This window comes from Thermosynechococcus sp. JY1331, from assembly GCF_031583475.1.
GTDB lineage: Bacteria > Cyanobacteriota > Cyanobacteriia > Thermosynechococcales > Thermosynechococcaceae > Thermosynechococcus.
The window spans coordinates 2,544,296-2,566,708 of the sequence record NZ_CP134180.1; the positions used below are offsets into that span (position 1 = coordinate 2,544,296).

Genomic DNA, 22,413 nt, shown 5'->3' on the forward strand with positions numbered 1-22,413 from the left:
TGCTATGGCCATTACCCTCTGTATGATTGTACGGGATGAGGCGGCACGCTTACCCCAATGCCTTGCCAGTGTGGTTGGTGTGGTGGATGAGGCGGTGATTGTGGATACGGGGTCTCAGGATGAAACGGTGGCGATCGCCCGCCAGTGGGGAGCACGGGTCTATGAAGTTCCTTGGCAAGAGGATTTTGCTGCCGCTCGCAACATTGCCCTGCAATATGTCACTACCGAGTGGGTACTGGTTCTCGATGCGGATGAAACGCTGACACCGTCATTTGCCGCCGTACTGCCTGAGATCTGCCGACAACCGAATTGGCTGGTGGTGATATTGCTGCGGCAGGAATTGGGCGTTGTGCCCCCCTATACTTATGTGTCGCGCCTCTTTCGTCACCATCCCGACCTCTTTTTTCAGCGTCCGTACCACGAAACGATTGATGACAGCGTTCTTGCCCTGCAGCAGCGGGAACCCCATTGGCAAATTGGTCAAGTTAACCGTGTGGCCCTTGTGCACAGTGGCTACCTTGGTTCCCAGCGACAACAAAAGCAGGAACGGGCGGAGCGGATCATGCGCCGCCACCTTGAGCAGCACCCTGAGGATGCCTACCTGTGGACTAAATTGGCAGGGGTGTATCTGGCTAAAGGAGCTTGGCAGCAGGCTCAGCACTGTCTGGAGCAGGGGCTAAAGGTCAAAAGCGTCCCCCCCGCCGTTGCCTACGAACTCCACTATCAACGGGGCAATCTCTACGCCGAACGCGGTGAGTGGCCGGCAGCAATCCAAGCCTATGAAACCGCCCTCAGAACCCCCACCCCTGAGGTGATGCATCTGGCAACCTATCTGCGGCTGGCGGAGGCCCAAAAGCAATTGAAACGCTGGGGCGATGCCCTTGCCACCTACGATCGCCTGCAAGCCGTGGATCCCACCTGTGCCTTAGCCTATCAAAATCAGGGAGCCCTGCTGCTGCGTTTAGGACAACTCAGACCGGCCCTTGACAAACTGCGGCAAGCCATTCATTTACTGCAGGCTCAAAATCCCCAAGAAGCGCAACGCCTCAGCCAAGAACTGCAAGCCATGGGACTGCTGTAGCTTACCACTGGGCGGCAATCGGCATTCGCCAACCGGAACCAAAGGCGCGATCGGTCACTTTCAACCCCGGTGCCGCCTGCTGACGTTTGAATTCTGCCCGTTGAACCATGCGGCGCACCCGCTGCACTAAGTCTAGATCATATCCGGCAGCGGCAATTTCCTGATCTGACTGGTGGCGATCGATCATTCGTACCAAAATGCCATCGAGAATGTCGTAGGGCGGTAGGCTATCCTGATCCGTTTGGCCGGGTTTGAGTTCGGCACTGGGGGCTTTGGTGAGAATGTGGGGGGGAATGACAACGGCACCAGCGATCGCCAGCTCGGGAATCGGATGCCCCTGGGCGGCCTGCTGATTCAGCCAATGGCAGAGTTCATAGACACGGGTTTTGGGCACATCGGCAATGGCTGCAAGGCCACCATTCATATCGCCGTAGAGGGTGCAGTAGCCCACCGCTAGTTCAGATTTATTACCCGTGGAAATAAGCAAGTGGCCAAACTTGTTGGCGATCGCCATCAGCAGCGTACCGCGAATACGGGCTTGGATATTTTCCTCGGCAACTCCACTGGGGGTACCAGCAAATAGAGGCGCCAGCACCTCACTGTAGGTCTGCATCAGGGGCGCAATCGGTAAGATCTGCGTGGCAATGCCCAGATTTGCGGCCAAGTCCTTCGCATCGGTTATCGAGTGATCGGAACTGTAGGGAGAGGGCATCAACACCCCCAGCACCTGTTGGTTGCCCAAGGCTGCCGTCGCGATCGCTGCCACCAAGGCGGAATCAATCCCCCCACTGAGGCCAATGACCACTTGTTGAAAGCCACATTTGCGGACATAGTCGCGCACCCCTAAAACCAAGGCTTGCCAAATTTCCTCAGGTTCGCCCGTGGCTGCAGGGGCGATCGCCGTTGGTTCGAGGTCTCCCTTTTCCCAGCGCACAGGCAGGAGATCTTCGCAAAAGCCCTTGGCTTGACTGACAATCTGCCCCTGACGATTCACCGCTAAGCTGCTGCCATCAAAAATCAAATCATCATTGCCTCCCACCTGATTGGCGTAGATTAAGGGACAGCCATATTGGCGAGCCGTATGTTCAAGCAACGCCTGCCGTAGCTTCGGTTTGCCAACACAGTAGGGCGATGCTGAAAGATTCACAATCAGATCCGCCCCCTGGGCCACCAACTCAGCAACGGGATTGCGCTGGTAGTGCCGCTCTCCCCAAAACTGCTCATTGTTCCAGAGGTCTTCACAGATGGTGACGCCAATTTTGAGTTGATCGCTGGCCGTCGTCAGCGTAAAGAGATTCTCCGTACCGCCGGGGGCAAAATAGCGAGATTCATCAAAGACATCATAGGTGGGCAATAACTGCTTGGCAAAGACCTGTTGCACCTGTCCCCCCTTCAGCAGGGCTGCGCCATTGTAGAGGGGCTTTTCTCCCTTGACGCCAGCAGCGGGATTGGCTAGCACTGTGCCCACTAAAACCGCCACATCAGCGGGTAAGGCAGCGGCAAGGTGGTGCAGTTTTGCTTGAATCGCTTCAACAAAGTAGCGGTTGAGGAGCAGATCCTTGGGGGGGTAGCCACAGAGGGCGAGTTCAGAGGTGATCAGCAGATCCAGAGGGTGCTGGCTGCGGATCTCTTGGACTGCGGTGAGAATTGCTTGGGCATTGGCTTTGAGACTGCCGACGGTGGGGTTGAGTTGCGCAATCCACAGATGCACGGCCATAGGAACTCCTCAAAAAGTTTAGACAAAAACTAGGGGTTTATCCTTCAGCGGCGCAAAGGCCTCGCGATCGAAACGGTAGAGGGTTGCCGGTCGGCCCGCGCCGCGGATCACTTTTTGGTGCGTATCCTGCAAAATGCCGAGTTTCAAAAGCCGTGAGCGGAAGTTGGAGTAATCAGAAAAGTTTGCCCCCAAGACTGTGCTGTAAAACTGGTAAAGATCATTGAGGGTGAAATACTCTGGCAGCACATCAAAGGCCACAGGGCTATACTCCAGCTTATTGCAGAGGCGGCGATGACCATAGGCCAAGATTTTGCTGTGATCAAAGGCTAGGTCAGGACAGGCATTCAGATCAAACCACTGCACGGGACATTCGCCGGCGGCAATCAGTTCCGCATCAGCAAAGCGCACCAAGGCAAAGTAACTCACAGAAAGATAGCGCTTGCCGTAGGTGCCCTCGCGGGGATCTCGCGCCGGTTCGCCAAAGGTGTACAGTTGCTCCAGATAGAGGTTACGGACGCGAATTTTTTCCGCTAGGGTGCGATAGGCAGCGGCTTCAAGGGATTCCCCCTGCCGCACGAGGGTACCGGGGAGGCTCCAATACCCGGCAAAGGGCACCTGTTGTCGCTGAACCAGTAGCACAAGAAGGCGATTTTGATCCGTATCCACAGAGAAAATAACGTTGTCCACGCCGACGACAAATTCCGCAAGGGGCAAAGAGGAGGCACTCATGGCTGGGAGTAGAGTCCTTGCTGCTGAATGTACTGGGCGATCGCCGGCAGGAGTTGTTGTTCATCCCGCTGTTGCCGATAGGTCGTCGAGGAGACCGCCGGCCCACGATAGTCAGCCAGTTCCACTTGGGGACATAGTGGCTGCACGGCTTGCCAGTCCTTGGGGTCAATGACAACACCGGGACGCTGCAAGACCAACAGTTGCACCTGTGCAAGCAGTTTCTCCGCTTGATACCACTGCGGCAGTTTAGCGAGAACATCACTGCCCACCACTAGGGTAAGGGGTTCATTCGGCCACTGCTGCTTTACCTGCTCCACGGAATGGATGGTGTAGGGGTGGCTGAGTTCGGGGTGATGCTCGACATTGGCACGGTTGAGGCTGCGCACCAAGAGATTGAGCATGGCTTGGCGATAGGGTAGGGGGGTTTGCTGCCCTTTGAAGGGATTATCGGCTGCCCACACTAGGACGCGGTCATAGCGATCGCTCAACCACTGGAGAATATCCCCGTGGGCGGCGGTGGGTGGATCAGCACTGGTACCAAAAAGGGCAATCGTCATGGGTGCTGTCGCAACTGTTGAATCAGGGCGTCAAGGGCAGGGGAATAAACCACGGGCTGGGTCACATCGAAGAGTGTATCTGGCAATTCTGCCAAACTGGCGCGGTGGCGATCGCGAATTGTCGCCAAGGACTCCGGGGGAGAGAGGGGGCGCCCTGCCTTCATGACGGGTTCGAGGAGCGGTCTGCCCCAAACATTTTCCTCGCTGGCAAGGGCAAGGCAATCCCCACTGGGACGGCGATAAATTTGCTTGCGTCCTGGCAACGTCATTTTGCCACTGGAGGTCTTCATGACTCCCTGACCATTGATTTCCACGAGTTTATAGACCCCGTTGACAGGATCCCCCGTTACCAGCTTCGTGCCGATGCCATAGGCATCAATACAGGCACCGGCTGCTCGCAGGCGGCGAATTTCCCCCTCATCGAGATCCCCACTGGCAATAATTTTCGCTTGGGGCAGCAGTTGACGAATTTTCTGCGAGAGGCTAAGGAGATCCCCTGAATCAATGCGCACGGCCTTGACAACAATTTCCCCGGCCGCTTGGCGATCGGCGAGGGTGGCAACGGCAGCGAGGGTGTCGTAGGTATCGACCAACAGTGCGCCTTCGGGATAGTAGCGCAGGAAAACCGTAAAGGCATCCTGTTCTGTACCAGCAAGGGTGGCGATCGCCATCACCAGAGAATGCGCCATCGTGCCTGTGGGGGAAACCCCCAACTGCTGTGCTGCTAAGACATTCGAGGTGGCTGTAAATCCGGCGGCGAGGGCTGAGCGTGCTGCCCATAGGGAAGCTTGGGGACTAAAAGCACGCCGTGTGCCGAATTCCAGCAGATCTACCTCTTCTCCCACCAACTGTCGCAACCGTGAAGCGCGGGTAGCCACAAGGGTTTGGTAGTTCACGATATTGAGCAGACAAGTTTCTAGCCACTGGGCTTGCCAGAGGGGGGCTTCAATCCGCAGCAGGGGTTCTTGGGCAAACACCACTGTCCCTTCCGGAACCGCCCAGACATCCCCACGAAACTCACTGTGGCTCAACAAGTCCCAAAATGCTGCAGGTGCCCGCTCAAAAACCGCTAGACTTTTCAAGTAATCAATTTGCTGCGGGGTGAATTGCACTTGTTGTAGGTATTCCAGTACCTGAGCCAACCCCATGGCCACCAAATACGTATATCCTCGGGGTAGTCGCCGCACACTGAGTTCAAAGCTAGCGGGTGTCCAAGCCAAATCCTCACCTGCGTAGGTGGCCACCATTGTCAGTTGGTAGAGGTCCGTCAGCAAACTGTAATCACTGGCGGCCAAGGTGAAACCTGTCATGGCTTTGAGAGGTGAAGGATGTTTTATTTATAGTAATTTTTACCATAATTGTCAAGGCAATCCCATATCGCTGTGTAATCCGCAAGAGTGTTCAGTAGGCGAGCCGATCGCCAGCGTTCGACGCCAAAGCCAAGGGCACGACAGGGTTGCCACGTTTCAAAGCACTGAAAAATTGCCGTGCGGGCGATCGCCCCTTCGAGGGCAGAGGAAAAGACCAGCCGTTGCGGTTCTAAACCTTGACGCAACAGGACACTCAAGCGTTCTGGAGAGCCAAACAGCGCTGGCTTAATCACAAAGCGTCCCGGCCAGCCGCGCTCTAACCAACGCTGCAATTCTCTTGCACTCACTACGCTCTCATCGAGGGCGATCGCGGTTGTCACCGTCTGAGACAGCCTCAATAGGGCTTGCCATTGGTCAGGGGGTAGCGGTTGCTCCACATACTCAATTTTGCCGTTCCCATGGCGATCGAGCCAAGCAAACCACCGCTCTGCAGTTGCCAAATCCCAACCCCCATTGGCATCAAGGCGTAATTTAGCCCCCTGAGGCAGGGCTGCCAGTAAGGTCGTGAGGATTCCTTGCTCCTCCTCTGGGGACAGGACACCGACTTTCCACTTGAAGGTGGTTTGCCCCTGCTGCCAAGGCTGCTGCCACTGCTCAAGGGCGGCCCGACCACTGCCTAAAAGGGCGCAGATTGGCCAAGGGCGTAGTCGATAGGGAAGTTGGCTCACACTTTGCCATGCGGTGGCAAAACCAAACTGGGCGGCGGGTAAGTCCTCAGGAATTGCGGCAATGATCTCTGGGGTGAGGTGGGTGGGCAGTTGCTGACACAGGGCAATAGCGGCACTGAGGGTTTCGCTGCCCCAGCCGGGAAGGGGGGCAATTTCACCGTAGCCCACTTGACCTTGTTCATCTTCAAGGCGTAGATAAATTCCTGAGCGCGATCGCCAGACCCCCTGCGCCGTTGCCAAGGGTTCTCGAAGGAGTTCCTCATACACCCGCCATTGCCAGCGCATCCGTGCAGGCCGCTAAACCCGTTCAAGCGTTGCCTCGAGCAAATGTTTGAGCTTATGGCTGTTGTGAATCCCACTCAGCAGCGTGTAGTGATTAGCATCCAGTTGCCAGTAGTGCTCGAAGCCTGTACAGCGGTTGGCATCCCCCAGCAAAATAAACTGCTGCACGATCGCATGGGGCGTAATCCATCCCTCTCCCTCCAGCCGACCCAAGAGACTATGTTGGAGCACATAGGTAAACACCTGCTCATCCACTTCCAACTTCCCCCGCGACTGCAACACTAATTCTGGCTTAACTTGATCGGGAAAGGTGATCTTGGCGGCCATTGAAAACCAGTCATCTTGGCCGTAGGAGACGAGAATCCTCCCCGTTACCGGAATCGGCTCCTGATTTGCCTCTAACCACATTCCCTTGAGCAGCCACCGCCCCCCATCAACTAAAAACGTATGATTCACGTTTCTCATATCCCCAATGGCTGTCCTGATTGTAGCCTTCCCCAATTTTCAGTGCTAGAGATCAGCAGCAATTTTTGGAAGTCTCTCTGGCCGCAGGGGGCGATCGCTATGATTAAAGGAATAGTCAAAGAATATCTTTGCTGCCCTTCCCTAGAAACTGAACTTCCATGCAGCGTCCTTGGCAATCCTGTTCTGCTCACCCTGCCCCCTTAGAGTTTATCGAGCAAGTCAAGAGCCTCCACCCCGATGCGGGGGCAATCACTGCCCAGTTGCTTTGGCAGCGGGGCTATCGCGATCTTCATCGGCAAGTGCCCGCTTTTTTAAATTGGCGACACTACCAACCTGCCTCTCCCTTTGAGTTTCCAGAAATGCAAGCTGCCCTAGCCCGTTTGCAGAAAGCCCTAAACAATCAAGAAAACATTGCCATTTGGGGAGACTTTGACACCGATGGGGTCACGGCCACCGCCGTTCTCTGGGAAGGGCTAAAACCCCTTTTGGGGGCGCAATTGGTGGACTTTTATATTCCCAATCGCCAGCACGACTCCCATGGTCTCTCGCGCCATGGCCTTGAGGAGCTTCAAAAAAAGGGGGTCTCCCTGATCATTACCTGTGATACGGGCTGTACCAACGGTGCTGAAATTGCCCTTGCCCGTCAGTTGGGGATGGAGGTGATTGTTACCGATCACCACACCCTTGAACCCGCTTCCTTGGGGGCTGTGGCGCTGATCAATCCGCGGCAGTTGCCTTTGGAGCATCCGCTGCGCCATTTATCCGGGGTCGGCGTCGCCTACAAATTTTTGGAAGCCGTTTATGCAACGTGGCCAGAGAAAACCCAGGGGTATGCCCTCGAAAACCTCCTTGATTTGGTGGCCATTGGCCTGATTGCCGACTTGGTTGAATTGAGGGATGAGTGCCGCTACCTTGCCCAGCGCGGCTTGGAACAACTCGGCAAGCGTCAGACCCTCCGCCCGGGGATTGCTGTCCTTTTGCAGGGCGCGTCCAAAGACACGGCTCGGCAACGGCAGATTAGTTTTACCGTCGCACCCCGCCTCAATGCTGTCAGTCGTGTAGAGGGAGATGTGCGGCCTTTGATTACGCTGTTGACCACCCAAGATTGGCGCCAAGCGCGGCAGTTGGCACAGCACATTGAAAAAGTGAATGCAGAACGGCAGCGACGCCAAAAAGAGATTGCTCAGATGGCCCATGCCAAAGCGGCTCAGTTGGACCTCTCAGCATCGCGGGTGATTCTCCTCACCGATGACAGTTGGCCCTTGAGTCTTTTGGGGCTGGTGGCAAATGAGATCGTGAAAACCTATGGCCGCCCGGCAATTTTGCTTCAGACGAATCCAGAAACGGGCATGGCCGCAGGTTCAGCGCGCTCCGATGGCTTTGTGGATCTCTATGAGGCACTCCACAGTCAACGGCACTTATTTGAGGGATTTGGCGGACATCCCTATGCAGCAGGCTTTCGGCTGAAGGTGGCGCATATTCCCCTTTTGGAAGCCGCCCTCAACCAATTCTTGGCACAAAAAGAGGGCACGGCGATCGCGACACCAAAACCCTTGAGGATTGACTTGGAAGTGAGCTTGGATCAACTCAATGAGCGATTGCTCAAGGAACTAGAAGTGCTGGCTCCCTTTGATTCTACTCACCATCCTCTCCCCCGCTTGCTGGTGCGAAATGTGAAACTTACTGACCTCAAAGATAACCAGAACAGGGGGAATCAGAACATCAGAAAATACGTCTCAATGCTGCTCCGCGATCCCCAAGGGAAGTCCTCCTTTCCTGCCAAGTGGTGGGATCATCAAGTGGCGGATTGTCCCAAAGAACGCTGTGATCTGGTGATTGAGCTAGAGCAGTGGCAAAAGTCCCTATCAGCCATCATTAAAGAGCTGCGACCCAGTGCAACCAATGTCATCCAATCGGCCTCTTTTCAGTCCCTCATGGATTATCGCGATCGCCCCCACGAGGCAAGCGGCAAGGGTCTGCGCGTCGAAACTTGCCCGACATCACGGGAAAGCTGGCGCCAGTGGATTCAGCGAGCGAAAAGGGAACAGCAACCTTTAATTCTGGCCTACTCTCTCCCTCCAGAGCAGGACGCCCTAAAAGTCTGGCAGGCATTTTTGACGTTATGCCAACAGGCCAGTCAGCAGGGAACATCTTTACAACGCGAGGAGTTGCGGGAACACCTTGGCATTGAAATGGCCACCTTGAACTATGCCCTCAATGTGCTGGAGACACTGGGGGTTCAAGTTATGCAGAGCGGAGAAGAGTTTTGGTGTGAGTGGCCACCTGAAGTGAAATCTTCCCCCCATACGGCAGTGGCCTTAGAGACCTTCACAGCAGCGATCGCCGAGGAAAATTTCCGTCGTCGCTATTTCGCCGCCGCCCCCCTCCCAGCGCTTCAGGAAACACACTAAAAACTGGCTACAACTTTTTTCAGCAGGGAACCTGAGGAACACACACGAGCCGACAGGGGAAACACACAAAGGCGGGAACACACAGGCAATCAACGTTGATTGAGAGAAGAAGAGCGATCGCTCTAAGGAGAGCCTCAGTCTGGTTACACACAACGTGCCTCGGTGCAATGCCTGCAACCGTACTTTTATGCTCCCACGGCTGCCTTTGGCTGCCCACCGTGTTTCCACTCAATTTTTTGCGTCTCAGCAGCGCAGAAATCTTTGCCAAAATCCCGTAAAACCACGGATGCCTAGACGTACATCGCCTCCATGAGGGCATCGCTCATCGTGACGTTGGTGGCCACACTTTGAATATCATCGAGATTTTCGAGGGCATCCATCAACTTGAGGACGCGCCGCGCCGTGTCTTCATCGGTGATTTCTACCGTATTCATTGAGACCCAGCGGCTTTCGGTGTCGAGAACAGTGTAGCCGTGTTCTTTCAGGGTTTCGCTGACGGTTTCTAGGGCAGGCACGGGACAGCGCACCTCAGCTACATCCCCTAGCATTTCATAGGTTTCCACATCAGCCGCTAGGAGTGCCTCAAGGAAGGCTTCCTCATCTGTAGGGGCGGTAACAGTAACAATGCCCCACTGCTCAAACATCCAGCCCACACAGCCGGTTTCGCCGAGGTTGCCCCCTTGCTTATTGAAGGCTGCCCGCAGATCCGCTGCCGTGCGATTGCGATTATCCGTGAGGGCCTCAATCAAAAACGCCACACCCCCCGGCCCATAGCCTTCGTAGCGAATTTCCTCTAGGGGGGCATCACTCTCAAGCGTACCCGTCCCTTTGGCGATCGCCCGCTCAATATTTTCACTAGGAATCCCCGCGGCTTTTGCCTTCTCAATCGCACTGCGCAGTTGAAAGTTGCCCGCTGGATCCCCTCCCCCATGCCGCGCCGCAATAATAATCGCTCGCGATAGCCGCGCAAAGGTCTTGCCCTTTTGGGCATCCACCCGCGCCTTTTGCCGTTTAATGTTTGCCCACTTACTGTGACCTGCCATAGGGGAAACACATGCCAAAAGTCAAGAAGAACCCCGCTGAAATCAACGGGGCAAGTCAACAGGGTTATTTTGATCGAAGCTATCTTTAACGGAAACCGACAGCGGCTTGCCAAACAAAGGCCAAGGCCAAAAAGAGCACAGGAATTACCGGCAGCACATCCACGAGGGGATCAAAAATGGCGTAGGCTTCCGGGAGTTTAGCAACCAAAACTAAAGCATCAATCATGGTGTTTTCCTAAAAGAATTCAGCGATCGCAAGAGAACTGAAAAAATAGTACCATAGCCACTGCGGCAACGGGATCGCCATGCCAGACATTCTCCCTTTATCCGAAACAGACCCGCATGACTTTTGGATGCAACAGGCGATCGCCCTCGCAGCACAGGCAGGAGCTGCCGATGAAGTGCCCGTAGGCGCGGTGATTGTCAGTGCCGAGAATGAACTCATTGCCACGGGGGAAAATCGCCGCCAGCGAGATCATGACCCCACTGCCCATGCGGAAATCATTGCCCTCCGCCGCGCGGGTCAACGTCTAGGTACGTGGTATTTAACGGGCTGCCGCCTCTATGTGACCCTAGAACCCTGCCCGATGTGTGCCGCTGCCATTGTTCAAGCCCGCATTCACACCCTCATCTACGGGACGACCGATCCAAAAGCTGGGGCCATTGATTCAGTGCTGCAACTTCCGCAAAGCCCAGCGGTGTTCCACCGGATTCAGGTGATTAGCGGGGTTCAGGCGGCGGCCTGTCGGCAGCAGTTGCAAACGTGGTTTCGCCAGCACCGTCAGAGAGAACGGCAATAATGCCCGCATCCCCCACTCGCTCCCGTAGGGTTTGGATGGTGTCACCCAGTAGGGGGTGTCGCCAGTGGGGGGCGATCGCTGCAAGGGGCACAAGGACAAAGGGTCGCTCGGCCAAGCGGGGATGGGGCAGGGTGAGTTCGGCAGTGGTCATGACGCGATCGCCATAGAGCAGCAGATCCAGATCAAGCGTGCGGGATCCCCAATGCTCTTGTCGTTGGCGACCAAACTGCGTCTCAATCCTTTGCAGCGTTTGCAGAAGTGCCCAAGGGGAAAGTTGCGTTCGGGCAATCAGACAGCCATTCCAGTAGTCCGGTTGCGGGGGGCCTATCGGGGTCGTGCGATACCACGGCGAGCAGGCTAAGACATGAATCCCCGGCGTTTGGGCAAGCACTTGGACGGCTGAGCGCAGTTGTAGCAATGGCTCACCAAGGTTGCTTCCGAGGGCGATCGCCACGAGGGGGGGGTCAGACGGGGATATACTTAAGTCAGTGCATTCTGCCATTGTGCCTGTGTAGAGTGCCTGCCACTCCTCCTGTTATACCTGCACTGTTCACCTATTGCCGAAATTGTTGTGGATCTCCAGACTCTCTTTCACACTGCAACCCCCGTCATTGGTGTTGTCCACCTCCTGCCCTTACCCACCTCTGCCCGTTGGGGGGGGAGCCTGAAGGCCGTTATTGACCGCGCAGAACAGGAAGCCACAGCCCTCGCCTCAGGGGGCGCCAATGCCATTATTGTTGAGAATTTCTTTGATGCTCCCTTCACCAAAGATCGGGTGGATGCCGCCGTCGTCAGTGCCATGACCTTGGTGGTGCAGCGGTTAAAGAATCTGGTGGCCTTGCCCATTGGCCTGAATGTGCTGCGCAATGATGCCTTCAGTGGTCTGGCGATCGCTGCCTGTACCGGGGCACAATTTATCCGCGTTAATGTGCTCACTGGGGTAATGGCGACAGATCAAGGCATTATTGAAGGCCAAGCCCATCAACTCCTGCGCTACCGCCGCGAACTGGGGCAAGACATCAAAATTTTTGCCGATGTGATGGTAAAGCACGCCCAGCCGCTCCACAGTCCGAACCTCGCCACTGCGGTACGGGACACCTTTGAACGGGGACTCGCCGATGGGGTGATTCTCTCCGGTTGGGCAACGGGACATCCGCCTACTGAGGAAGATCTATCCGTGGCCGCCAGTGCCGCCAAGGGACAACCCCTCTTTATTGGCAGTGGTGCCTCTTGGGACAATGTGGAGCAATTAGTGCCCTACGTCAACGGCGTCATTGTTGCCAGTTCTCTGAAGCGCAATGGCCAGATTGAACAACCCATTGACCCCATTCGTGTCAGCCGTTTTGTCGAAGCATGGCAGCGAGCCCACCACAAGATTCAGGAACTCAATCGCGCCAATGGCAACTGCCGGGGGTCGATCAATGAACCCCTGCCAGCCATGGTTGTGCACGGCCAAAAATGAGATCAGGCGATCGCTCCTGTTAACTGCGGAACGTAGTGTCCAAGACCATTGAGGTTGAGGCGATAGCTGCGGGGATGGGCAATCAAGTAGGCTGTGCTGCTAAAAATTTGCTCTAGCTCCACAAGGCCATTTTCCTTGAGGGTGCGCCCCGTCGAGACCAAATCCACAATCGCCTCTGCCATCCCCGTAATCGGCCCCAGTTCCACTGAACCATAGAGCGGCACTATATCCACGGGCAAATCCAACTGCTGGAAAAAGGCATCGGCACAGCGGACAAACTTTGAGGCGACGCGGCAATGGGGGGGCAAATCGCGGGCACTGCGGTAGGGGCTAGAGGCTTTGACGGCCACCGACAGCCGACACTGACCAAAACCGAGATCCGCTAGCTTGGCCACGTGGGGATTTTTTTCCCGCAGCACATCGTAGCCCACAATGCCCAACTGCGCTTGACCATACTGCACATAAACCGGGACATCTTGGGCACGTACCAAAAGGGCGCGGGCACGGCCATCCTGAGAAAGTACCTGAAGTTGGCGATTTCCCGGCTCGAGGAGCGCTTCAAAATTTAAGCCCACCCGTTGGAAGTAGGCAATACTATCTTTGAGTAGGGCACCTTTGGGTAGGGCGATCGTTAGCATGGCCTAAACACTCTGAATCTGCAAATAGGTTGCCCCATCACTGAGGGCTTCGATCTGCGGTGGCGCATCACTCTCAATCCAAGCAATATAGGGAATCTGGCGATCGCGGGCATAGGCGCGGATTTGTTCTGGCGTCAGATCTAGAAGTGCCAACTCCACCCGCGTCGAGCCATCCAAGCGTAGGGTTTGGGCATGGTGGAGGGCAGCAGCGAGGGCGTTGCTTGTGCGGGGAACCACCAGCCATTGACTACGGGGAGCTAAGAGGGCGGCTGGGGGAATGGCGATCGCCTGCAGGAGCGCCTCGACATTAAAGACAAAACCAATCCCCGGCACCGTGGCACCGTCCGGATGATAGATACTGAGCAGTTGATCATAGCGCCCCCCTTGAGCCACCAACCGCAGTTCCGTTTCCGTGGGAATTAAGACCTCAAAGATAATCCCCGTGTAGTAATCAAAGGACTGCACAAGGCTGAGATCAAGGGTAATCGCCAAAGACTCAGCCACCAAGCCCAACAACTGTTGCAATTCCCCAAAGCGATCGGCCACCCCTGCCACGTCAGACCACTGCGCTAAGCGTTCCCCCACTTCCCTTGGAGTGCCCCGCAGATCAAAGAGGGCAAGGGCGCGATCGCGCCAAGGGGTAGGGAGAGCCTGCAAACTCACGCGGTCTAAATTAGCCAAGCACTGGCGCACCGTTTTTTGCAGCTCTGCTGGAAAGGGACTGAGCAACTGTTGCGTCAGGTGGGCATCCCCCACCAAGAGATAGGCCTCCTCAACCGCTAGTGCCCCAAGGCACTCCTGCACCAGCCAGAGAATTTCTGCATCCGCCGCTAAACCTGTTGCCCCCAGTAGCTCCACTCCCGCTTGGAAAAATTCCTGCTGGTTGCCCAACTCTGCCACGGTTGTCCGCCGAAAGACATTGGTTTTGTAATAGAGCCGTTGAGGCAGTTGCCTGCCTGCCATACGAGTCACAGCAGCGCGAGCGATCGAAGCCGTTAATTCTGGCCGCAATCCCAAGGGTTCATCACCGCTTCCTTGGACTTGAATGACTGTTTCTGGATGAACGGTTCCCCCTGCCGTCAATGTGGCCAAGGTCTCGATCGTCGGCGTAATAATTTCTTGATACCCCCAGCTTTGAAAGACGCGCTCCAAGCGCTGCTCTAGCCACCGTTGCCGTGCCACATCAAGGGGCAAAATATCGCGGGCACCACAGGCAGGTTGATACACCATAGTGAATTATTTTTTCCCAAAAAGACCAAAGAAGGAGGATTTCTTTTTCTCCGGTTTTGGCGGCTCAGTATTTTTTTGCTGTTGCTGGGCTTTGCGCTCCCTCTTGCTAATTGCTTCGAGTCCCTGTATGGCCGTCACCTCTTGAGGATTGAGCTTCAGGGCTTGATTAAAGTGAATTTTGGCCATACTGAGGGAGCCTTGTTGCAGATACACCTTGCCTAGGAGAGCATTGCAGCGGGCACTGCGGGGGTCAATTTTCAGGGCATCCTTCAATTCTTTGATGGCTTCCAGATAAATGCCTTTATTAAAGAGTTCTTCTGCCCGTCGGAAGTATTGCTCTGTAAATTGCTCTGTTTTGGGAGCCTCTGTCGGCGGTGTCGTCCCTGTGGTGACTGCTGGTGTGGCACGCACTTGGGTTTCATCTGATTTAGGTAGGGGCGCCGGCGTAGAAACGGTGGGTGTGGCTGCGGTTGCCCTGCCGCCTGCCGATCGCCACAGATAAATCAAATTGAGTTCACTAATTTGTTCGCTAATTTTCAGGGCATTGTTTAAGTCTTTGTACTGATCTTGGGCAAGGGTATTGAGCGCCTTTTGATAGGCTTCTTCAACATTGGCAGCGTTAAAGACTTCCTGTGCCAAATCAAAGGTGGGCGTTGGCACAATATTGGCCGTTAGCAGTTGCTTTTCAAGCAAGCGCAAAATGACTTGATATTCTTCCCGCTCTTTTTCTTGGGAAAGCACCTCATAGGCAGGATTCACAAACTTGGAGAGCAAATCACTGGCCATTTTTTTGCCCGATTCATCATCACGGCTGTCGGGGTGCAGTGTCTTGGCAATTTTGAGATACCGCTTGCGAATTTCCCCGGGTGCTGCCGACAATGGAATCCCTAGGGCAGCATGGAGATCCCGTTTGGAGTTAAAGCGACCCAGACCGTGATTGATCTCGAAGGGCATAATCAGTGAAACCGCAGGGGCAGAACATCATTAGATTATACCTGCTGATAGAGGGGGTTGGTGGCCAAACAATTGGGTACCTTCATGGCTCTGCCACGCTAGCGCGAAAGGGCAGCTTTGAATCTCTGAAATGCCCCAGAGTACCGCATTTTGGTGGTTTTTAGGGAAAGCGGACGATGGGACTCGAACCCACGACGTTCAGCTTGGGAAGCTGACATTCTACCACTGAATTACGTCCGCAGTCTTGCAGTTTATAATTTTAGCACGAACTGTCCGGCTGGCGATGGTGTTCGACTGTAATAACGGTATGCACATTGCCACGGGGGGCAAAGTCCCCTTTGATTTTCATGTAGAGGGGGTCGCAGGCGGCCACGAGATCATCGAGGACTTGATTCACCGCTTCTTCGTGGGAAATGTAGCGATCGCGATAGCTGTTGATGTAAAGCTTAATCGCTTTTAGTTCCACCACCTTTTCATGGGGAATATAGCTAACGTAAAGCGTGGCAAAGTCAGGATAGCCAGAAAATGGACACTTACAGGTAAACTCCGGCAGGGTAATCTCAATGGTGTATTGCCGACCGGGACGTGGATTGGGAAATGTAATCAGTTGCCCTTCTTGAATGGCGCGTTCGCCGTACTTCATTTCTGATACTTGCATTGTTTGGTTCCAACAGCTTGAGAACGACTCAGAGATTCTCTTTAGACCATAAGTAAAGTTTATCAAGATTTAAGTTCCTAGCCCCTCGACACCAACGTTGCAGGGTGAGAATAGGGTAGAGAGGTTGTTGAGGCGAGAGTGCCATGGAACGTTATCAGCCAAATGGAACCCCTCTCTCAGAGGCCGATAAAGCAGAACTAGCCCAACTCAAACAACTGTTAGAGCGAGCGATCGCCGACGGCGTATTGACTGCCGACGAAATGGCGCAAATCAAGCGACAAATTCGCGCCGATGGCAAAATCACCTATGAAGAGCTAGAGCTTTACCGCCAGTTTGTGGAGGAGAAAATCCGCCAAGGGCTTTTGGTGCGGGAAATTCGCTAACGCCCTAGACTTTGTAGGGGATGTTGGTGTCCTGAAAGGAGTGGGCTGGATTCAGACCCATCAAGATCACGGTGTCAATGACATGGATAATACCGTTCTCCGCTTCAATATCAGCGGCAAGGACAGTGGCGTTTTTGACTTCCAAGGGATGATCGCCATGAATCGGAATAGTGGAACCTTCGAGGGAAGTGACAATTTCCATCTTTTTCAGGTCGGCGGCTTTGTAGGCACCGGCAACCACATGGTATTTGAGAATCCGCGCTAACTGGGGAGGATTTTGCACAAGGGAGGTAATGGTGCCATCGGGCAACTTGGCAAAGGCATCATCATTGGGGGCAAACACCGTAAAAGGCCCCGGCGATTGCAGGGCTTCCACCAGATTGGCCACCTTGACAGCAGTCACTAGTGTGGAAAAGCCGGGAGTATTCACTGCAATATCAACAATGGTTGCCATAAAAGCGTGCCCCACAACTGCGATGAAAATGCACAACGATGGTTTGCGATCGCCCCATTCATCAAGAGGATGGGGACTGTAACAAACGCTAGAATTAGCATACTGAACCCACGTCCTAGGCGCTAGCGATCGCTGGCGTCAGCCAGATAGGGAAATTTAATCATGGCAATCGCGTCGGTTAATCCCACAACCGCTGAGGTCTTAAAAACTTTTTCCCCCTTAGGGGCTGAGGAAGTGGAGAGGGCGATTGCCCAAGGGGCGACGACCTTTGAGACCTATCGTCTGACAGCCTTTGAGCAGCGTGCCCAGTGGCTAGAAAACACAGCAAATCTCCTGCAACAGCAGCGGGATGCGCTTGCTCGCCTCATGACCCTTGAGATGGGTAAACCAATGACAGAGGCGCGGGCTGAAATTGACAAATGTGCGTGGGTGTGTCGTTACTATGCCGAGCAGGGGACAGCTTTCCTGCGGCCTGAATTAATTCCCACAGAGGCAAGCTACAGCGCGATTCATTACCAGCCCCTTGGCATTATTTTGGCCGTGATGCCGTGGAATTTTCCCTTTTGGCAGGTGTTTCGCTTTGCGGCACCGGCCTTGATGGCGGGGAATGTGGTTCTGCTCAAGCATGCTTCTAATGTGCCTCAGTGCGCGCTGGCGATCGCCCAGCTCTTGAGGGAAGCGGGCTTTCCTGCGGGGGTCTTTCAAACCCTGCTGATTCCCGGCAGTGCCGTTGCTGATCTGGTGGCGGATCCGCGTATTAAGGCAGCGACTCTCACGGGCAGCGAAGCAGCGGGCAAAAGTTTAGCCCAAGCAGCAGGTCGGCACCTCAAGAAAACCGTTCTGGAACTGGGGGGAAGTGATCCCTTTATTGTCATGCCCAGTGCCAATATCCCTCAGGCGATCGCCACCGCTGTCCAAGCCCGCATGATTAACAATGGCCAATCCTGCATTGCGGCTAAACGCTTTATTGTCCATGAGGCTGTCTATGACACCTTTGCCGAAGGCATGAAAGCTGCCTTCGAGACGTGGGTAATTGGCGATCCCTTGGAACCCACCACACAACTGGGGCCTCTTGCTACTGCCGCCATCCGTGATGAACTCCACGCCCAGGTTGAACTTGCCCTTGCCCATGGTGCCAAGGTCTTTTACCGCCGCAACCTTGATCTGCCGAGCCATTGTCAGCAGGGGTATTTCTTTGCGCCGACGATGTTGGCAGAGGTCACTCCAGATAACCCCGTGTTTCATCAGGAGCTATTTGGACCTGTGGCGATGCTCTTTCGGGTACCGTCCCTAACTGTGGCAATCGAACTGGCCAATGCCACACCCTTTGGTTTAGGCGCCAGTGCTTGGACACAGGAGAGCGATGAAGCGGAGATCCTCGTGCGGGATCTCGAAGCGGGTGCCGTCTTCATTAACGCGATGGTCAAGTCGGATCCACGTTTGCCCTTTGGCGGGATCAAGACCTCTGGCTATGGCCGTGAACTGGGACGGGCAGGACTGTTGGAGTTTGTCAATATTAAAACAGTGTGCCGCTACGGCGGTACCTAACTGAGGGCATAAAATTTCCATTCGCGATCGCCCTTGAGTTCTAAAACGTACTTGTGGTACTGCATCAGGCTCTCACGGTGGCCAACACTAATGTAGTTGCGGGTGGTGCGCTGAATGTGCTCATAGACCCGTTTTTCGTTGGCTAAGTCTAGGGCGCTGGTGGCTTCATCCAAAATGGCGTAGGGGCGGTGATTCAGCAGCAGGCGGGCGATCGCCAGTCGTTGTTGTTCCCCAAGCGACAGCACATCATCCCACGCTAATTCCACATCCAGACCACCGACGCGATCCGGCAAATGTGCCAAGTTGACTTCGTTAAGGGCGTGCAAAAGCACATCGTCTGGGGTTTGGCGATCGCCACTGGGGTAGAGCAGTTGGGTGCGCAACGTACCCAGCACCATATAGGGGCGTTGGGGCAAAAAGAGCACTTCATCTACGGGGGGACGAATAATACGGCCACTGCCACTTTGCCAGAGTCCAGCGATCGCCCGCAGGAGCGAACTTTTACCCACCCCACTCGGCCCCATAATCACCACACTTTCCCCCGCCTCAAGGGCAAATGTGACATCTTCCACCAGCCGCCGTGCTAAGTTCGGTGTATCCACAGCCACGTGTTCTAGGGCAATGTAGGACTTCTCCACCAATTGAATTTGGGATTGGGGGGGCACTGGGGGCGTTGTCAAAACCTCATCAAACTCTGCCAAACGCTCAATACCCGCAATAAAGCCCGTGAGGTTCGTAAACTGGTTCACAATGATTGAGAGTGCCCCCAGCACCTGCGAGAAAGCAAAGCTGGCTTGGCTAATAGCACCAAAGTCAATCTCACCAGCAAAGTAGCGGGGAGCAACCACAGCTGCTGGCACAATCACCACAAAATAGTTGTAGGCCGTGGTGAAAAACTCCAGATTGCGCTGCCAACCAATCAAGAGGTTAAAGTTCCGCAGCACCTCGAGAAAGCGCTGACGCACCTGCACCGACTCTTGGCCTTCACCGCGATAAAAGGCAATGGACTCGGCATTATCGCGCACATGAACCAAGCCATAACGAAAATCGGCTTCGCGCCGCAGTTGGTTAAAGTTCAGCCAAATCAGGCGTTGTCCAATCAAAACGGTCACAATCGTACCGACAATGGCATAGCCAACCAAGGTCAGCGTTAGGGTTTGGGAGATACTCCAGAGAATGCCACTAAAGGCAATGAGGTCAATAATTTCGCCCAGAATGATCAGTAGAAACTGGAGCGAGGTTTGGGTAAAGGAGCGGATATCCTCGGTGATCCGTTGATCAGGGTTATCAATCTCGCCTTGGTTTTCGATGGTGTAGTAGGCTCGATTCTGGAAATAGCGATCCAAAAAATGACGGGTGAGCCAATCCCGCCAGCGCAACCCTAGATATTCGCGCACGTAGCGATAAATGACGACAATCGGCGTCCCCACCACAAAAACGCCAGCATACACCAAGAGGAATCGCCAGTAGGTTTCAGCATTTTTCTCCGCCAGTGCCGTCTGGAAGAAGCGCCCGACAAAGCTAATGATCACGTTGAGGCCACTCACGGAGAGGGAAAGCATCAGCAGTAACCCCAAGAGTGCCCACGCTTGCCACCGAGGCAGCAGGGGTTGCCGCAGCAGCGCAAAGACGCCCAAGGGGAGAATCACCGTCCCCAGCAGAATACTACGGCTAAGGGGCTGCACCCACAGGGATTGAATCATCTCCATGAGACCGCCGGCAATTTGTCCCATCAGTTCGGGGGCAAGGGCATTGAGGCCAAAGGTGATAGCTGCTGTCAGGCCAAAGAGAACACCAAACATGAGGGCAATGACCAGAAAAAGCAGCAGGATAAAGATCACACTGCTGCCCCAGCGATCGCGGGGAAAGAAATAGGGTTGGGCAATCCGCAGAAACTGCCCCCAAACACGGAGATTAAAGCGATGGGTCGGCTGCGACATTGGCTTGTTCCTCGACAGTGGCAAGGGGCTACAGGCCTACTATTGTAGTGGGGGCAGCTACAGAGGAGAACGGATGCGCCATAAAAAAACGGCACCCACCACATCTCATATCTCACCGTGGCTCTATTGGGGGTTATGGCCAATTCATCGCCTATTTTTGCCCCTTTACTTTTCGCGGATTACGATTGTCGGTCGCGAGCAGTTGCCCAAGGAGGGTCATTTCTTGCTTGCCCCCAAGCACTGTAGCCGTTGGGATCCGGTGATTTTGCCCTTGGTGTGGCCTTATCCGCTACGCTTTATGACCAATGCCATTGAGTTTGGCGGGGTGCAGGGCTGGTTCATCCGTCGCTTGGGTGCCTTTGCGGTCGATCTTAGGCATCCTCAGCCCAGTAGTTTGCGCCATGTGCTGGAGATTCTCAATGCAGGTCAGCCCCTAGTGATCTTTCCCGAGGGTGGGATTGTGCCGGATCAGGTAGTACGTCCCCTGAAGCCCGGTCTTGCCCGTCTTGTCTTGCAGGCCGATCGCCCCCTGCCGATTTTTCCCGTTGGCATTGCCTACGATCCACAGCCGCAGTTTCGTGCGCGGGTAGCCCTTTGGATTGGAGCGCCGCTGTGGACGCCCGCTGAGCGCGAGGGCAACCTCAAACAACAGGCACAGGAATTGACCCAGCAACTGGAAGCAGCCTTACATGCAGCCGTGCTTGAGGCCCGCAAATGGGCGCGATCGCAGGGCGAGTAGAGCTACTTTGTCACTAATCACACAATTGGCCTAGATCAAGAGAATTTTGTAGAATAAAGACAAGATTGAACAAGTCCTCAAAAGCCTCAATCTTGATATTTTCCAAGCTTTGAGCGAGCGATCGCCCACCAATAGGGGTGTACTTAAAGACTCTTTATTAAGTTAGGCAACGTTGCGAAACAACCACCCATCCTAAAAGTTAATTAAGACAGCGGGCAAATTGTGCTTCTGCTTTTATGCTGAAATTATAGTTTTACCAAGCGCAGCACTGTACTGCTCTTTTCCCAAGAATGGAGCACGTTCAAAATGGCTAGCTACATAACAGATGTACCCCCTAGGCCGTAGGCAAGACGTAGAGAGGAATTGAAAACAGAGTTTTTGTTAACTGGGATACTTTCTTAAGCGATTAAAATTTTAGCAAATTTTTTAGAAAGTTCTCTTTAAATCCATAAACGCTATCTCAAGCAATCTGTTGTCACCGAGGTTTCAATGATGGTTTCCATACTCCCTGAAAAACAACCCGAAAAACAAAAGGTGACAGGTTACATTCACTCCGTTGAGACCTGTGGCACGGTAGATGGCCCCGGCATTCGCTATGTGATTTTTACCCAAGGGTGTCCACTGCGCTGTCTGTACTGCCACAATCCCGACTGCCGCGAACCCCATCAGGGCAAGCTCGTAACCGTGGATGAACTGATTGCCGATATTCAGCATTACCAATCCTATCTGCGCCAAGGGGGCGTAACGGTTAGTGGCGGCGAACCACTGATGCAGCCGGAGTTTGTGCGTGAAATTTTTGAGCGCTGCCACGAATTAGGATTGCACACCGCCCTAGATACGTCGGGCTATGTGGTCTTGGAGGCGGCTAAACCGGTTGTGGCGGCAACGGATCTGGTGTTGCTGGACATTAAATCCTTTCTGCCGGAGACCTATCGGCGGGTCACCAGTGTCACGATTACCCCCACCTTGGAGTTGGCCAAGTACCTAGATGAGATCCACAAACCGACGTGGATCCGCTTTGTCTTGGTACCGGGGCTGACGGATGATCCCGAAAATATTCGGGGATTGGCGCAATTTGTGGCGGGTCTGCGTAACGTGGAGAAAGTGGAGGTGTTGCCCTTTCACAAAATGGGGGAATACAAATGGCAGCAATTAGGGCTGCCCTATGAACTGTTTGATACGCCAGCAGCGAGTCCCAAAGATGTCCAACGGGCGATCGCCCTTTTCCGTGAATATGATCTCAACGTTCAATAACTTGCCCATTTAAGAAATTTCTTTCCTCAG

The 22,413-nt window shown here is 54.4% G+C and carries 23 protein-coding genes and 1 tRNA gene; 8 read left to right on the plus strand and 16 right to left on the minus strand.

All coding sequences use genetic code 11. The features are described from left to right. Nucleotides 1-4 precede the first annotated feature (4 nt). Complete coding sequence (locus RHJ31_RS12515) at nucleotides 5-1,081, plus strand: TPR domain-containing glycosyltransferase (RefSeq protein ID WP_302676819.1); 1,077 nt, start codon at nucleotides 5-7, stop codon at nucleotides 1,079-1,081. 1 nt (nucleotide 1,082) lies between these two features. Here the strand turns inward: RHJ31_RS12515 and RHJ31_RS12520 are convergent, their stop codons facing one another. Genes RHJ31_RS12520 through RHJ31_RS12545 form a run of 6 tightly spaced genes read right to left on the minus strand, consistent with a single transcriptional unit; the run spans nucleotide 1,083 to nucleotide 6,869 of the window. Continuing rightward, nucleotides 1,083-2,798, minus strand: a complete 1,716-nt coding sequence (locus tag RHJ31_RS12520) for an NAD+ synthase (protein WP_302676820.1) — start codon at nucleotides 2,796-2,798, stop codon at nucleotides 1,083-1,085. A gap of 18 nt (nucleotides 2,799-2,816) precedes the next feature. Beyond that, complete coding sequence (locus RHJ31_RS12525) at nucleotides 2,817-3,527, minus strand: NrtR DNA-binding winged helix domain-containing protein (protein WP_302676821.1); 711 nt, start codon at nucleotides 3,525-3,527, stop codon at nucleotides 2,817-2,819. Further along, on the minus strand, nucleotides 3,524-4,084 hold the full coding sequence (locus RHJ31_RS12530; protein WP_302676822.1) for a nicotinate-nucleotide adenylyltransferase: 561 nt from the start codon (nucleotides 4,082-4,084) through the stop codon (nucleotides 3,524-3,526). The genes RHJ31_RS12525 and RHJ31_RS12530 overlap by 4 nt, the downstream gene beginning before the upstream one ends. Further along, nucleotides 4,081-5,394, minus strand: a complete 1,314-nt coding sequence (locus RHJ31_RS12535; protein ID WP_302676823.1) for a nicotinate phosphoribosyltransferase — start codon at nucleotides 5,392-5,394, stop codon at nucleotides 4,081-4,083. The genes RHJ31_RS12530 and RHJ31_RS12535 overlap by 4 nt, the downstream gene beginning before the upstream one ends. 23 nt (nucleotides 5,395-5,417) lie before the next feature. Beyond that, nucleotides 5,418-6,407, minus strand: coding sequence for an o-succinylbenzoate synthase (locus tag RHJ31_RS12540; RefSeq protein ID WP_302676824.1), 990 nt, complete (start codon nucleotides 6,405-6,407; stop codon nucleotides 5,418-5,420). 12 nt (nucleotides 6,408-6,419) lie between these two features. Beyond that, nucleotides 6,420-6,869: a hypothetical protein gene (locus RHJ31_RS12545; protein ID WP_206201067.1), complete on the minus strand. Its 450-nt coding sequence runs from the start codon at nucleotides 6,867-6,869 to the stop codon at nucleotides 6,420-6,422. A gap of 158 nt (nucleotides 6,870-7,027) precedes the next feature. Between RHJ31_RS12545 and recJ the strand changes: the two genes are divergently transcribed. Then, nucleotides 7,028-9,280, plus strand: coding sequence for a single-stranded-DNA-specific exonuclease RecJ (recJ, locus tag RHJ31_RS12550; protein ID WP_302676825.1), 2,253 nt, complete (start codon nucleotides 7,028-7,030; stop codon nucleotides 9,278-9,280). A 290-nt stretch (nucleotides 9,281-9,570) separates the two neighbouring features. Here the strand turns inward: recJ and RHJ31_RS12555 are convergent, their stop codons facing one another. Continuing rightward, the gene (locus RHJ31_RS12555) at nucleotides 9,571-10,323 is read right to left on the minus strand and encodes a YebC/PmpR family DNA-binding transcriptional regulator (RefSeq protein WP_206201065.1); all 753 of its coding nucleotides are present in this window, start codon (nucleotides 10,321-10,323) and stop codon (nucleotides 9,571-9,573) included. Between the two features lie 85 nt (nucleotides 10,324-10,408). After that, nucleotides 10,409-10,549, minus strand: a complete 141-nt coding sequence (locus RHJ31_RS12560; RefSeq protein ID WP_011056031.1) for a photosystem II reaction center protein K — start codon at nucleotides 10,547-10,549, stop codon at nucleotides 10,409-10,411. A gap of 79 nt (nucleotides 10,550-10,628) precedes the next feature. Here RHJ31_RS12560 and tadA point away from each other — a divergent pair, with 79 nt between their 5' ends. After that, nucleotides 10,629-11,123, plus strand: a complete 495-nt coding sequence (tadA, locus tag RHJ31_RS12565; RefSeq protein ID WP_206201064.1) for a tRNA adenosine(34) deaminase TadA — start codon at nucleotides 10,629-10,631, stop codon at nucleotides 11,121-11,123. On the opposite strand, the gene folK is transcribed toward tadA, so the two are convergent. Further along, nucleotides 11,044-11,625 carry a 2-amino-4-hydroxy-6-hydroxymethyldihydropteridine diphosphokinase gene (gene folK, locus RHJ31_RS12570; protein ID WP_206201063.1) on the minus strand — a complete coding sequence of 194 codons (582 nt, stop codon included), beginning with the start codon at nucleotides 11,623-11,625 and terminating at the stop codon, nucleotides 11,044-11,046. The genes tadA and folK overlap by 80 nt on opposite strands. A 69-nt stretch (nucleotides 11,626-11,694) precedes the next feature. Between folK and btpA the strand changes: the two genes are divergently transcribed. After that, nucleotides 11,695-12,585 carry a photosystem I biogenesis protein BtpA gene (gene btpA / locus RHJ31_RS12575; protein WP_149820900.1) on the plus strand — a complete coding sequence of 297 codons (891 nt, stop codon included), beginning with the start codon at nucleotides 11,695-11,697 and terminating at the stop codon, nucleotides 12,583-12,585. A gap of 2 nt (nucleotides 12,586-12,587) precedes the next feature. Here btpA and hisG read toward each other — a convergent pair whose 3' ends face one another. The 5 genes from hisG to queF form a co-directional block, all read right to left on the minus strand. Continuing rightward, nucleotides 12,588-13,223 carry an ATP phosphoribosyltransferase gene (hisG, locus tag RHJ31_RS12580; RefSeq protein ID WP_206201062.1) on the minus strand — a complete coding sequence of 212 codons (636 nt, stop codon included), beginning with the start codon at nucleotides 13,221-13,223 and terminating at the stop codon, nucleotides 12,588-12,590. A 3-nt stretch (nucleotides 13,224-13,226) separates the two neighbouring features. Then, nucleotides 13,227-14,453, minus strand: a complete 1,227-nt coding sequence (locus RHJ31_RS12585; RefSeq protein WP_206201061.1) for an ATP phosphoribosyltransferase regulatory subunit — start codon at nucleotides 14,451-14,453, stop codon at nucleotides 13,227-13,229. 6 nt (nucleotides 14,454-14,459) lie between these two features. Further along, on the minus strand, nucleotides 14,460-15,407 hold the full coding sequence (locus tag RHJ31_RS12590) for a DnaJ domain-containing protein (RefSeq protein ID WP_206201060.1): 948 nt from the start codon (nucleotides 15,405-15,407) through the stop codon (nucleotides 14,460-14,462). 168 nt (nucleotides 15,408-15,575) lie between these two features. Next, nucleotides 15,576-15,647 (minus strand) — tRNA-Gly (locus tag RHJ31_RS12595). 19 nt (nucleotides 15,648-15,666) lie between these two features. Next, nucleotides 15,667-16,065: a preQ(1) synthase gene (queF, locus tag RHJ31_RS12600; protein ID WP_149820908.1), complete on the minus strand. Its 399-nt coding sequence runs from the start codon at nucleotides 16,063-16,065 to the stop codon at nucleotides 15,667-15,669. Between the two features lie 143 nt (nucleotides 16,066-16,208). Between queF and RHJ31_RS12605 the strand changes: the two genes are divergently transcribed. Next, nucleotides 16,209-16,448, plus strand: coding sequence for a hypothetical protein (locus tag RHJ31_RS12605; protein ID WP_206201059.1), 240 nt, complete (start codon nucleotides 16,209-16,211; stop codon nucleotides 16,446-16,448). 4 nt (nucleotides 16,449-16,452) lie between these two features. Here RHJ31_RS12605 and RHJ31_RS12610 read toward each other — a convergent pair whose 3' ends face one another. Further along, entirely contained in the window at nucleotides 16,453-16,902 is a 450-nt protein-coding gene (locus RHJ31_RS12610; protein WP_206201058.1) for a fasciclin domain-containing protein, read from the minus strand. Nucleotides 16,903-17,064: 162 nt separating this feature from the next. Between RHJ31_RS12610 and RHJ31_RS12615 the strand changes: the two genes are divergently transcribed. Then, the gene (locus RHJ31_RS12615) at nucleotides 17,065-18,450 is read left to right on the plus strand and encodes an NAD-dependent succinate-semialdehyde dehydrogenase (RefSeq protein WP_302676827.1); all 1,386 of its coding nucleotides are present in this window, start codon (nucleotides 17,065-17,067) and stop codon (nucleotides 18,448-18,450) included. Here RHJ31_RS12615 and RHJ31_RS12620 read toward each other — a convergent pair. Beyond that, nucleotides 18,447-20,390, minus strand: a complete 1,944-nt coding sequence (locus RHJ31_RS12620; RefSeq protein WP_302676828.1) for an ABC transporter ATP-binding protein/permease — start codon at nucleotides 20,388-20,390, stop codon at nucleotides 18,447-18,449. The genes RHJ31_RS12615 and RHJ31_RS12620 overlap by 4 nt on opposite strands. 73 nt (nucleotides 20,391-20,463) lie before the next feature. On the opposite strand from RHJ31_RS12620, the gene RHJ31_RS12625 reads away from it, so the two are divergent. Together RHJ31_RS12625 and pflA are read left to right on the plus strand one after the other, a co-directional pair. Continuing rightward, a complete protein-coding gene (locus tag RHJ31_RS12625) occupies nucleotides 20,464-21,129 on the plus strand; it encodes a 1-acyl-sn-glycerol-3-phosphate acyltransferase (RefSeq protein WP_302676829.1) in 666 nt (221 codons plus the stop codon). A 489-nt stretch (nucleotides 21,130-21,618) separates the two neighbouring features. Then, nucleotides 21,619-22,383 (plus strand): pyruvate formate-lyase-activating protein, encoded by a 765-nt coding sequence (gene pflA, locus RHJ31_RS12630; RefSeq protein WP_206201054.1) that lies wholly within the window; start codon nucleotides 21,619-21,621, stop codon nucleotides 22,381-22,383. Nucleotides 22,384-22,413: the final 30 nt, after the last annotated feature.